This window comes from Campylobacter concisus (genome assembly GCF_003048675.2).
GTDB classification, from domain to species: Bacteria; Campylobacterota; Campylobacteria; order Campylobacterales; family Campylobacteraceae; genus Campylobacter_A; species Campylobacter_A concisus_F.
The window spans coordinates 1,187,221-1,200,248 of record NZ_CP060707.1 but is presented as its reverse complement, the minus strand read 5'-3'; the positions used below and the strand labels follow the sequence as shown (position 1 = coordinate 1,200,248).

At 40.3% G+C, this 13,028-nt stretch carries 11 protein-coding genes; all 11 read left to right on the top strand.

The annotated features are described in order from the left end of the window. The 11 genes from secF to epsC all read left to right on the top strand — a co-directional run bounded on the left by secF (position 1) and on the right by epsC (position 12,998). Positions 1-972, top strand: a complete 972-nt coding sequence (gene secF, locus CVT00_RS06015) for a protein translocase subunit SecF (RefSeq protein WP_021092267.1) — start codon at positions 1-3, stop codon at positions 970-972. A 9-nt stretch (positions 973-981) separates the two neighbouring features. After that, positions 982-1,320 (top strand): DUF6394 family protein, encoded by a 339-nt coding sequence (locus tag CVT00_RS06010; protein WP_002942000.1) that lies wholly within the window; start codon positions 982-984, stop codon positions 1,318-1,320. Positions 1,321-1,328: 8 nt separating this feature from the next. Further along, on the top strand, positions 1,329-3,794 hold the full coding sequence (leuS, locus tag CVT00_RS06005) for a leucine--tRNA ligase (protein WP_107914978.1): 2,466 nt from the start codon (positions 1,329-1,331) through the stop codon (positions 3,792-3,794). 3 nt (positions 3,795-3,797) lie between these two features. Then, on the top strand, positions 3,798-4,337 hold the full coding sequence (gene lptE, locus CVT00_RS06000; protein WP_087580875.1) for an LPS assembly lipoprotein LptE: 540 nt from the start codon (positions 3,798-3,800) through the stop codon (positions 4,335-4,337). Next, complete coding sequence (locus tag CVT00_RS05995; RefSeq protein WP_107914980.1) at positions 4,318-5,892, top strand: GGDEF domain-containing protein; 1,575 nt, start codon at positions 4,318-4,320, stop codon at positions 5,890-5,892. The genes lptE and CVT00_RS05995 overlap by 20 nt, the downstream gene beginning before the upstream one ends. Further along, the gene (locus tag CVT00_RS05990; protein WP_107914982.1) at positions 5,889-7,091 is read left to right on the top strand and encodes a Mur ligase family protein; all 1,203 of its coding nucleotides are present in this window, start codon (positions 5,889-5,891) and stop codon (positions 7,089-7,091) included. The genes CVT00_RS05995 and CVT00_RS05990 overlap by 4 nt, the downstream gene beginning before the upstream one ends. Further along, complete coding sequence (gene mfd, locus CVT00_RS05985; protein WP_107914984.1) at positions 7,072-10,017, top strand: transcription-repair coupling factor; 2,946 nt, start codon at positions 7,072-7,074, stop codon at positions 10,015-10,017. Before CVT00_RS05990 ends, mfd begins: the two co-directional genes overlap by 20 nt. Next, positions 10,014-10,778 carry an ATP-binding protein gene (locus tag CVT00_RS05980; protein ID WP_107914986.1) on the top strand — a complete coding sequence of 255 codons (765 nt, stop codon included), beginning with the start codon at positions 10,014-10,016 and terminating at the stop codon, positions 10,776-10,778. Before mfd ends, CVT00_RS05980 begins: the two co-directional genes overlap by 4 nt. Next, complete coding sequence (locus CVT00_RS05975; protein ID WP_107914988.1) at positions 10,775-11,443, top strand: endonuclease III domain-containing protein; 669 nt, start codon at positions 10,775-10,777, stop codon at positions 11,441-11,443. Before CVT00_RS05980 ends, CVT00_RS05975 begins: the two co-directional genes overlap by 4 nt. Positions 11,444-11,536: 93 nt before the next feature. Further along, positions 11,537-12,442: a cysteine synthase A gene (gene cysK / locus CVT00_RS05970; RefSeq protein WP_107914990.1), complete on the top strand. Its 906-nt coding sequence runs from the start codon at positions 11,537-11,539 to the stop codon at positions 12,440-12,442. Positions 12,443-12,446: 4 nt separating this feature from the next. Continuing rightward, positions 12,447-12,998 carry a serine O-acetyltransferase EpsC gene (gene epsC, locus CVT00_RS05965; RefSeq protein ID WP_009294053.1) on the top strand — a complete coding sequence of 184 codons (552 nt, stop codon included), beginning with the start codon at positions 12,447-12,449 and terminating at the stop codon, positions 12,996-12,998. The last annotated feature ends 30 nt before the right edge of the window (positions 12,999-13,028 follow it).

The window sequence follows — 13,028 nt, the reverse complement described above, 5'->3', positions numbered from 1 at the left end:
ATGCAAATTTTTACTAAGGCAAAAGTTTATGATTTTATGCGGTTTAGATTTGCTTCATTGGCACTTTCTATATTTTTATTTGTTGGTTCGATCTTTTTACTTGCAACAAAGGGTCTAAACTACGGCATCGACTTCTCTGGTGGTACGCTTATCCAGCTAAAATACGATACCAAAGCGCCACTTGATAAAATTCGCGACGCTTTTGGCACAAATGAAGTGCTTAAAAACGCCTCTGTTACTGAGTTTGGAAGTGAAGATGAGGCTGTTATTAGATTTTCAGGATCAAGTTCAAATTTAACTGGTGACATCGGCACTGAGATAAAGCAAATTTTAAAAGATACTGGAAATTTTGAAGTAAGACGTGTTGATATCGTTGGTCCAAAGGTTGGTGACGAGCTTAGGCAAAAGGGCTTGATGGCTCTTGGAATTTCACTAATTGGCGTGCTTCTTTATATCACATTTAGATTTGAGTGGAGATTTGCGCTAGCTGCGATCGCAACTGAAATTCACGATATCGTTATAACAGTCGGTGCTATTTCGCTATTTGATATCGATGTAAATTTAGACACACTAGCTGCTGTTTTAACGGTGCTTGGCTACTCGCTAAACGATACGATCATCATTTTTGATAGGATCAGAGAAGGCATAAAAGAGAGCAAGAGGACTGATATCGAGGGCGTTATAAACGAGTCAGTCTCAGCTACACTTTCAAGAACCATCCTAACCTCAGCCACTACGATGATGACTGTTGTTGTGCTATTTTTGTTTGGCGGAGATATGATACATGGATTTTCATTTATTCTTATCGTTGGTATAGTTATAGGAACGATCAGCTCGATCTACATCTCATCACCATTTCTTATCTGGTTTAAATTTAGCATCGAGCATTTTAGAGCTAGAGAGGCTGAGAAGCAAAGGATCAAAAAAGAGCGTGATAAAGAGCGCGCTATGTTTGAAAAAGGCGTTGTGTAAGGAGGGATAATGAACTGGGGAAAAGTTATCTACATATTTTTTGCGCTGATGAGTCTTACGACTACGGCGGAGTTTTTATATGATAAAAATGAGATCGCCCTTTTTGTGGCAGCTAGTATAAATTTAGTTTCTACGCTACTTAAGATCGGTGTTAAAAATTTGCTTTCAGCTGAGCTTTTTGCTAGCTCTCTGGTTGCTGATTTGCACCTTATACCAGCTTTTGTCATTTTGCAAGTATCTGAAAATGCAACGCTTAGCTATTCATTAGCTATTGGCGCAGTCATTGCAAATATATTTTCACTAGCCTTGGTATTAATAGAATCAAGCAAATCACAAGAAGAATTTTAGGAGAAAAAATGGCTGAAAAGAGAAAATATGAGCCTTTAAAGATAGAAAAAAAGTGGCAAGAAATTTGGGATAAAAATGATGAATTTGAGCCAAAAGACGATCTAAGCTTGCCAAAAAAATATATCCTAAGCATGTTTCCATACCCAAGCGGACGCATACATATGGGGCATGTGAGAAACTACTCTATCGGCGATGCGCTGGCTAGATCATATAGAAAAAGCGGCTACAACGTGCTTCATCCTATCGGCTTTGATAGCTTTGGTATGCCAGCTGAAAACGCAGCCATAAAACATAAAATCCACCCTAAAATTTGGACTTATGAAAACATCGACTATATGAAAAAAGAGCTTGCAAGCCTTGGCTTTTCGTTTTCTAAAAAGAGAATTTTAGCCACATCTGACCCACTTTACACAAAGTGGGAGCAAAGCTTTTTTATAAAGATGTTTGAAAAAGGGCTTGTTTATAGAAAAAACGCCATCGTAAACTGGTGTGAATACGATCAAACCGTGCTTGCAAACGAGCAGGTTGAAGACGGCAAATGCTGGAGATGCGGTAATGATGTGGTGCAAAAAGAGCTTCCAGGATATTACTTCAACATCACAAAATACGCTAGCGAGCTACTTGATGATCTAAAGCTTCTTGAGGGCAAATGGCCAAATCAAGTCATCACAATGCAAGAAAACTGGATTGGTAGAAGCTATGGCTTGGAGTTTAAATTTAGCCTTGATGAGGTATCAAAAGAGACTTTGGGCGGTAAATTTGATGGTTTTGAGGTATTTACAACAAGACCTGATACGATTTATGGCGTTAGCTACACAGCCCTTGCGCCAGAGCATCCTATCGTAAAAGCACTTCTTGAAAGTGATAAATTTGATGAAAGCAAGAAGGCAAAGATAAAAACAATACTTAATCAAAGCCCAAGAGAGCGTCAAGCAAGCGATAAAGATGGAGAATTTTTAGGAATTTACGTCGTTCATCCACTTACAAATGAAAAGATCCCAGTTTGGGTTGCAAATTTCATCCTAGCTGACTATGGCAGTGGCGCTATCATGGCTGTCCCTGCGCACGATCAAAGAGATTTTGAGTTTGCAAGCAAATTTAATCTACCTATAAAACCTGTCGTAAAGCCACTTGAAGGTGAGAATAACGGCTCTAAGGCCTATTCGGAGTATGGAATTTCAATAAATTCTGAGCTTATAAACGGCCTTAGCTCAGAGGATGCCAAAAGCTTTATAATAGAGAAATTTGAAAAAGATGGCCTTGGCAAAAGGATCACAAACTACAAACTAAGAGACTGGGGAATTTCTCGCCAAAGATACTGGGGTGCGCCAATACCTGTCGTGCACTGCAAATGCTGCGGCGTAGTGCCTGAAAAAGAGGAAAATTTACCTATCGCGCTACCAGAAGATGTCGAAATCACAGGCGAGGGCAACCCTTTGGATAAACATCCAACTTGGAAATTTACAAAGTGTCCAAAATGCGGCAAAGACGCTATCAGAGAGACTGATACTATGGATACATTCGTAGAGAGTAGCTGGTATTTTGCTAGATTTGCAAGCGATGAGAAGAGTTGGGAGCAAAAAGCGCTTGATGAAAAGAGCGTGAATTATTGGATGAATGTAGATCAGTACATCGGCGGTATCGAGCATGCGATCTTGCACCTTTTATACGCTAGATTTTTCCAAAAGGTCTTAAGGGACCTTGGCTATCTAAGAGACGATGAGCCGTTTGAAAATTTACTAACTCAAGGCATGGTCTTAAAAGATGGCAAAAAGATGAGTAAAAGCAAGGGCAATGTCGTAGATCCTGATGATATCATAAATAGATACGGCGCCGATACGGCAAGGCTATTTATTCTTTTTGCTGCTCCTCCTCAAAAAGAGCTTGAGTGGAACGACAGCGCAGTTGAGGGAGCATTTAGGTTTTTAAATAGGCTTTGGGAGAAGGCACAAACTATTAAAAAAATAGATAAACTACCTGAGATAGATCATGAAAGTCTAAATAAAGATGAAAAATTTGCAAGGCTTAAAATTTATGAAGCGCTTAAAAAATCAACAGAGGTTTTTGGCGATACATTTGCTTTTAACACTTTAATCGCTGCTTGTATGGAGGCACTAAATGCCATAAATGCGCAGGATAATGACGATGTAAATGCTGAGGGCTTTTTCATCATCTTAAATTTACTAGAGCCTATCGTGCCGCATATCGCAAATGAGCTTAGCGAAGAGCTTTTTAGCAGAAAGAATTTCACAAAGATAGCTGTAAAAGAAGAGGTCTTTGTAAAAGATAGCATCGCTCTTGCAGTTACAGTCAATGGCAAGAAAAGGGCTGAGTTTGAAGTAGCAGCAAGCGAGAGTGAGAGTGAAATTTTAAAACAAGCTAAGCAAAATGTGGCTAAATGGCTTGAAGGAAAAGAAATTTTAAAAGAGATTTATATAAAAGGCAAATTAGTAAATTTTGTCATTAAAGGATAAATTTTGAGATATTTTTTAGCGTTTTTTATTGCTATATTTATCTGCGGATGTGGCTATAAACCAGTTTCAAAGATCTCGCAGGATTTGGTTGGAGATAGAGTTTATGTCGATGTTATCATCAGCAAAGAAGAGCCAAAAAATAGTGTCTGGATAAAAGATGCAGTAAAAGAGGGTATGGTCGCAAGGCTACATAAATCACTATCAAGCAAAGATAGCGCTGATACTTCGATAATAGTTTCGGTAAAAAGTTTAAATTACGAGGCAATAATCTATGATGAATATGGCTATATTACATCTTATAAAGCTCTTTTAACTCTAAACTATAAAACCAAATTTAAAGATGGTCGTGTCATAGATATACCTGCTACTGGCGAGTATGATTTTAGTGTGGCAAGACGTCAAAAGAGCGTAAGATACGCAGATAGTGTCATTAGCGATACTCAAAAGTATGAAGCTATAAAAGAGGCTTCAAAAGAGGCGTTTGATGAGTATATCGCAAATTTAGCTGTAAAAGGATATAAAAATGGCAGCAGTAACCGTTAGTCAAATAGTCAAGGAAGCCTTGAGCGAGATAAAAGATCGCCATTTGATGCTAACGCCAGAAAATTACACCGAAGTTTATAATGAAATTTCTAAAAAATATGGCTTTACTACCGAAGAGAGCAAAAAGATAGAAAAATATATCTCAAGGCTTGGTGATGACTATAAAGCGCAAGCTATAAGCCTTCATATAAAAACGGTTGATGAGTTTGTAGCTTTTATGACCGCTAGGCTCTCTCATGGTGCTAAAAATGGCGCAACCCAAGTGGTCGATGATAAAAAGTTAAAGTCACTAAACGCCTTTGCAAGAAGAATCCTTCAAGCCATCTCTATGCTTCATAACAAAGACGCAAAAGCTCTAGCGGAACAGGGCATGCAGCTACTTGCTAGAAGATATGATGAGAAAAATCTTGAAGAGATGTGCCTTAAATGGTTTGACTTTGTAAGCTCTTATGACACTGAATTTTTGGACTTTTTGAAATATTACGGCGTGAGAGACTTTGACGATCTAAAGACTATGAGCGCTGAGCTTGAGAAATTTCTCTCTCAAAAAAATGAGAGCGGTGAAGAAAACGCTTTAGTTGAGCTTTTAAATTTTGCGCTTGAGCCTTCTATCACAAAAGAGCTTGGCGAAGAGCTTAGCACCATTAGAAACGTTTTAAAACAAAATCCACAAAGCCTAAATAGCAAAGAATTTCAAGAGAAGATAAAAACCTTTGTCGATCGCAGGATCGAAGAAGATAGAACCGAGATCATCGAAAAGGTTGGCTCATTAAACAACATCTTACAAAGCATAGGCGATAGAATTTCTGACATCGCAGCTAGCTCAAAAAGTAGCTCTGCTAAGGTGCAAAGCATCAAAAATGATCTTAAAAATGTAAATTTAAATGCAAACAGCATCGATCATGTAAAGAGCATGCTTATCGAGATCGCGGGTGCGCTTGAGATCGAGAGCAAGGAGCTTGGCCTTGAGATGAATAGCAAGCAAGCGACCATTTCTGAGCTTCAAAACAGGGTCACAAGCTTAGAAAAAGAGCTTGAAGCTGCTAAGCTTGAGAGTAAAGAGGACTTTTTAACTAAAGTGGCCACAAAAAGAGCTTTGATGAGTGAAATTCAGCGTATTGAAGAAGCCTATAAGCGCTATGGCACGGACTATTCGATCTGCTTTGTTGATATCGACTTCTTTAAAAAGATAAACGATACTTACGGCCACGAAGCTGGCGATGTGATCCTTTCAGCCGTGGCTCAGGTGCTTAAGAAAAATGCTAGAAAGGTTGATTTTGTCGGTAGATATGGCGGCGAAGAATTTGTCATTTTGCTACCAAGTACGAGCCTAAAAGATGGCGTGAGATTTGGCGAGAAGCTAAGAAGTATGATAGAAAATTTCAAATTTATCTATAAAAACGAGCGCATCAAAGTTACCATTAGCTCTGGTGTGGCGACAAGAAGCGCAAATTTAAGCGACACGATGACACTTGAGGGCGCTGATAAGATGCTCTATCTTTCAAAAGAGGGTGGCAGAAACCAAGTAATGCCAAAGATAATCGAGGAAAAATGAGCCTAGCGAAATTTCTTGACGGCAAGCCACTTTACTACAAAGAGATCGACTATGGTAGGATCATAAGGGCTTATGATACGATCAAAGGTCATCTAAAACCTTTTAAGATAATCCACATCATCGGCACAAATGGCAAAGGTAGCACGGGCCGTTTTTTAGCACAAATTTTAAGCCAAAAAGGGGCAAAAGTAGGGCACTACACAAGCCCACATATATTTAAATTTAATGAGCGATTTTGGCTAAATGGCGAGGTCGCTAGCGATGAAATTTTAGAGAGAGCTCACGAGCGTTTGCAAGCTCTTTTGAGTGATGAGTACAAGGTAAAAACGAGCTATTTTGAGTATATGACGCTGCTTTCTGCAGTTCTTTTTGAGGGTTGCGACTACTTTGTCTGCGAGGCTGGCATGGGTGGCGTGCTAGATGCTACAAATGTCTTTGAAAAAAAGCTAAGCATCTTTACTCCGATCGGCTTTGATCACACGGCGATACTTGGAAATAGCATAGAAGAAATTTCACGCACCAAATTTGAAGCCATGGGCAAAAGAGCTATCTTAAATGATGAGATGAATGATATAAGCGTTGCTATCGCAAAAGAGATCGCAAGCGAAAAAGGCGCTACTTTAAGTTTTCCAAGAGAAATTTTGACCAAAGAGAATTTAAACGAGATCGCAAATTATGCAGATAAATTTAATCTACCAGAGTTTTTGCGCTCAAATTTAACTCTAGCTTACGCCGCGGCTAAAATTTTAGATAGCAGCATAGATATCAAAAAGCTTGGCGCTTTATCGCTTCGTGGCAGATGTGAAAAGATCGATTCAAATTTATATGTGGATGTCGGTCACAACGAGCTTGGCGCAAAGGCTGTGGCTAAGAAATTTAGCTCTGATGAATTTAACGGCAAGAAGATAACGCTAGTTTATAACTCATTTTTGGATAAAGATTTCAAGGCAGTCTTAGCAGCTCTAAAGCCAGTCATTGAGGGCGTGCTGCTTTATCACTACCACTGCGAGGGCAGGGAGCTTGGCGGAGAGCTCATAAGCAAAGCGCTAAACGAGCTTGAAATTTCGCATAGAGAGTTTGAGCCAAGCGATATGAACGATATAAAAGAGGCAAAAAACGGCAAAATTTACCTAGCATTTGGCTCGTTTCACTTGGCCGAAGCCTTTTTAAAAGAGTACTATGCAAGCAAAGGTCTATGAGTATCTTTTAACACACGCCCCACAAATTCTCATCTGCGAAGATGATAAAGAGGCGGCACTCTGCGCTGATGCGGCCAGTTTTGCTGGCTTTAGCGCCTTTAAATTACCTGATTTTAGGGCTAAAAAGGGCGATGATCTAAGAAGCTTTAACGAAGAGCTCTTTGAAATTTCATCCGTGCTTAGCAAATACTATAAATTTGATGGCAAAAAGATCATAATAAGCCCATTTAGTACGCTTTTAAACCCACTTCCAACGCAAAAAAACCTAGAAAGCTCAACGATCAAGCTAAAAGATAATCTAAATTTAAGCGAATTTGCCGACTTGCTCATACGATTTGGCTACGAGTGCGTCGATATCGTTGAGAGCGTTGGCGAGTTTAGCATACGCGGCGAAGTCGTGGACATTTACGGCGTAAATATGGATGATCCTGTTAGAATTTTGCTCTTTGGCGATGAGGTGGAGAGTATTAGAAACTACAACACCGCCACGCAAATTAGCAACAAAAATGAGCTAAGCGAAGCCGAGATCGTGCCATTTATCGCAAATCTTAGCAAAGATGAGTTTGAAAAAGTGAGCCAAAAGATCGAGGATATGCAAAGTGATGCCTTGGTGAGTGATCTAAATTCTCTTGGATTTTGGGCGATAGATAGCTTTAGCGACTACTTAAAAGAATTTGACTCAAAGCTGGTTAAGAAGATAGATTTTGAAATTTACGATACGCTTGAAGATAAATTTAAAGGCATTGAAATTTTGCCTGAGCCAAAGGTCTATAAAGACCTAGAAGTTACTTTAAATTTTGACTTTTTTGAGCTAAATAAGAGCAAAAGCATAACCGTTCTTTCAAGAAACGAGGGGCTTTTTAAGGGCTATGAGCTTGATGGCTTTGCCAACGTAAAGCTTGAAATTTCGCCCCTTGTAGTAAATTTAACCTCAAGCGACAAGATCGTAGTCTCACTAAATAAATTTGAGAAAAAAAGGCGAGTTAAACGCTCAAGCCTCGTGGTTGATGAGCTAAAAGTAAATGACTATGTCGTGCATGAAGAGTATGGCATAGGCCGTTTTTTGGGGCTTGAAAAGATCAAGGTTTTGGGTGCGACTAAAGAATTTGTGGTTATCGCCTATCAAAATGACGACAAGCTTCTTTTGCCGGTTGAACATCTAAATTTGATAGATCGCTACATCGCGCAAAATGGCTCTATGGCGGTGCTGGATCGCTTGGGCAAGGCAAATTTTGCCAAGATAAAAGAGAAGGTTAGAGAAAAACTCTTCGCGATCGCCTCAAAGATCGTGGCGATGGCAGCAAAAAGGGAGCTAATCGCAGGCAAAATTTTACAAAAAGAGGATATCTCTTATCTAAATTTCGTCCAAGACGCTGGCTTTTCATATACGAGTGATCAGCAAAAAGCGGTGAATGATATAAAAGATGAGCTAAAAAGCGGAAAAGTTATGGATAGGCTGCTTAGCGGAGATGTTGGCTTTGGTAAGACTGAAGTTGCGATGAATGCCATATTTACCTGCATAAAATCAGGCTTTAGCGCATTTTTCTTCGTGCCAACGACACTTCTTAGCTCGCAGCACTACAAGACGCTAAGCCAAAGATTTAGCAAATTTGGCATAAAGGTCTTTAGGCTGGATCGCTTCTCAAGTGCTAAAGAAAAATCAAGCTTGCAAAAAGCGCTAAAAGAAAGTGAGCCAATAGTTTGCGTGGGTACGCATGCGCTTCTTGGCGTAAAGGCTGAAAATTTAGGGCTTATCGTCGTTGATGAAGAGCATAAATTTGGCGTTAAGCAAAAAGAGCAGCTAAAAGAAATTTCTCAAAACTCACACATCTTAAGTATGAGCGCCACGCCGATACCAAGAAGCCTAAATATGGCGCTTAGTAAGATAAAAACATATAGCATTTTAGCCACTCCGCCAAGCTCTAGGCTGGATGTGAGAACAAGCGTGAGAGAGTGGGACGAAAAGGTTGTCAAAGAGGCGATCATGCGTGAGCTAAGACGTGGCGGACAGGTCTTTTACATCCACAACCACATCGCAGACATCGAGCAGACGGCAAATGATCTAAGAAAAATTTTGCCAAAGCTTAGAATTTTGATACTTCACTCAAAGGTAAATGCGAAAGTCACTGAAGATGAGATGATGAAATTTGAGCGGGGCGAGTATGACCTACTACTTTGCACCAGCATCGTTGAAAGCGGCATCCACCTGCCAAATGCAAACACTATAATTGTAGAAAATGCTAATAAATTTGGCATGGCTGACCTGCACCAGCTGCGCGGTCGCGTGGGTAGAAGCGACAAGCAGGCTTATTGCTACTTTTTGGTTGAGGATAAAGATGCCATTAGCAAGGACGCTCTAAAACGACTTGTCGCACTTGAGGGCAACTCATTTTTGGGCGCTGGCTCGGTGCTAGCCTATCACGACCTTGAGATAAGAGGTGGGGGTAACATCATCGGCGAGGCGCAAAGCGGTCACATCGAAGCTATCGGCTACTCGCTATATCTAAAGATGCTAGAAGATGAGATAAATAAGCTTCTTAATCAAGACTCTGCAAAGCTTGACAAGATCGATCTAAAACTTAGTGTGAGTGCCTTTTTAAATCAAGAATTTATAAGAGAAGATAGGCTAAGGCTTGAAATTTATAGACGCCTTAGCAAGTGCAAAGAGGTGGGCGAGGTCTATGAGATACAAAGCGAGCTTGAGGATAGATTTGGCAAGATAGATACCTTTACAAAGCAGTTTTTAGACGTCATCATCATCAAAATTTTAGCCCTAAAAGCTGGCATAAAGACGATCTCAAACAGCGAACAAAATATACTAATAACAAAAAATGACGACGAGAAGATCAGGCTAAAGTCACGCAGCAAGGACGACGACGATGTTTTGGCTGAAATTTTGGTCTATCTAAGAAAGGATAAGAAATGATAGATTGGGGTATGAAGTACGCAGCGATTTATAAGAGCACAAAAGGGATGTTAAAACCGGTTGAGGATATTGATTTTGTCGATATCGACTCACTTTATGGGCTAGAGAAACAAAAAGAAATTTTGCTAAAAAATACTAGAAATTTTATAGCTGGCGGCGAGGCAAATCACGTGCTTCTTTGGGGTGAGAGAGGATGTGGCAAGTCAAGCCTTGTAAGGGCTGTTTTTACTAAATTTTATAAAGAGGGACTTCGCATCATTGAGATCGGCTGCGAGGATCTAAAATATCTTGGCGACATCATCGATGAGATCAGAAAGAGCGAGTTTAAATTTATCATTTTCTGCGATGATCTAAGCTTTGAAAATGGCAGCAATGAGTATAAATTTCTAAAGCCTATTATGGACGGCTCTATCCAAAAGCCGCCTAAAAACGTCCTTTTATACGCCACATCAAACCGCAGACATCTAATAAGCGAGTTTAAAAGCGAAAATGAAAACTCAGAGCTAATAGACGGAGAAATCCACTACAGCGACGCAGCTCAGGAGAAAATTTCTCTCTCAGACCGCTTTGGTCTTTGGATCAGCTTTTATCAAGGCAACTACGACGAGTACCTAAAAATGGTTGATTTTTACTTTAAAGACTACACTGGCGACAAAGATGAGCTTCACACGCTTGCTAAAAATTTCGCCACTCTTAGGGCTAGCAGAAGTGGCAGGACTGCAAAGCAGTTTTATCTAACATTTAAAGAAAATTTAAAATGAGATCAACTGATCTATTTTTAGCTCTGCTAAATCACAAAAGTAGAAATTTAGACGAGCTAAAATGGCCGGGCGAGGGCACTTTTGAGGTTATTTTGGGTGCTATTTTGGTGCAAAATACCAACTGGAAAAATGTAGAAAAAGCGCTAGATAATCTAAAAAAAGCAGGCAAAGATAGCCTGCAAGGCATTTGCACGCTTGAAAACAGCGAACTTGCCACACTCATAAAGCCAAGTGGTTTTTACAACACAAAGGCAAAACGGCTAAAGACGCTTTGTCTAGCTATAAAAAATGAATTTGGTTACTTTGAAAATTTCAAAGAAAACGTAGGCCGCGAGTGGCTTATAAGTGTAAAAGGCGTTGGCGCTGAGACTTGCGACGCGATACTGGCATACGCCTGCGGCAAGCCTTACATGGTCGTTGATGCTTATGCGCTTAGGATAATGGCATATTTTGACTACATTTTTGAGAGCTACGACGAGGCGGCTGAGTGGTTTAGTTCGCTTGATTATGATGAAATTTATAAATTTCTTGATAGCGAGAAATTTGACGAGAGTGAGGTTTTGAAGCTTTATCATGCGCTTATTTTGGAGTTTTGCAAGGAAAATTTTAAAGGCAAAATTTTAAGCCAAAGCGGACAAGAGGTGCTTGATAGCATTAAAAACTAAATTTTTATTTTAAATTTAGCGCAAATTAGGACTTTTTATGTTTTATTTTAAATTCTATGCTAAATTTACGAGAAATTTATTTTAGGAGGAGTGATGATCTACGATAACATCGTAAAAACGATCGGTAATACACCTATCGTAAAGGTTAAAACAGGTGCTGACGAGGCTGAAATTTACGTAAAATTAGAGTTTTTTAACCCAGGCGGCTCTGTAAAAGATAGGATCGCGTTTAATATGATCACTAAAATGCTAGCTGATGGCACGCTAAAACATGGTGATACTATCGTTGAGCCAACAAGCGGTAATACAGGTATCGGCGTAGCTATGTGCGGTGCTGCACTTGGTTTTAAAGTGATCCTTTGCATGCCTGAGAGCATGAGCATCGAAAGACGCAAGATCGTTGCTGCATATGGCGCTCATCTTGAGCTAACTCCTGCAGCTGGTGGTATGAAAGCAGCGATCGCAAGAGCTACTGAGCTAGCTTCTCAGCCAAATCACGTAATGCTAAGCCAGTTTGAAAACAAGTATAACCCACAAGCTCACGAGCTAACAACAGCTGCTGAGATCGTGGCTGATTTTAGCAAGCTTGATGCCTTTGTAGCAGGCGTTGGCACAGGTGGCACGATAAGCGGCGTGGCAAAGGTTCTAAAAGAAAAAGGCTATGACACTAAGATCATCGCAGTAGAGCCTGAGGCGTCACCGGTTTTAAGTGGCGGCAACCCAGGACCACATAAAATTCAAGGCATCGGAGCTGGATTTTTACCAAATACAATGGATATGGGCCTAGTTAGCGAAGTAGAAAAAGTAAGCAACGATGACGCACTAAACGCAGCTAGAGCGATCGCAAAGAGCGATGGTTTGATGATAGGCATAAGCGGCGGCGCTTCTTACGTGGCTGCAAAAAGAGTGGCTAAAAGACTTGGCGCTGGCAAAAAAGTGCTTTTCATAGCTCCAGATAACGGCGAGAGATACCTAAGTACAGAGCTTTACGGAGCGTAAAATTATGTGGGAGAGTCTAAAAGAGCTAGTTCAAACCGTCCGTGAAAAAGACCCATCGGTGCATAGTTGTTGCTTTTTGGCGATACTTATAAACACTCCTGGCATCCATGCGGTTTTATTTCACAAAATTTCTCATTTTTTATATGAAAAAAAGTGGTTTTTTCTAGCTAGACTCATCTCGCAAATAGCAAGATTTCTAACAGGCATCGAGATCCACCCGGGCGCTAAGATCGGTAGGAGATTTTTCATAGATCACGGCATGGGCGTGGTTATCGGCGAGACAGCTGAGGTTGGGGATGATGTGATGATGTATCATCAAGTCACACTTGGTGGCACTGGCAAAGAGTGTGGCAAGCGCCATCCGACCATTAAAAATGGCGTGACTATCGCCGCTGGCTCAAAGATACTTGGGGCTATAACGATCGGCGAAAATGCCAAGATCGGCGCAAACTCAGTCGTGCTAAAAAACGTCCCAGCAAACGCAACCGTAGTTGGCATACCAGCAAGAGTTGTCAGGGTAAATGGGACAAAATTTGAGCCAGAATTTATCATTTAAAATTTAAATTTACTCTCACTACACCATAAA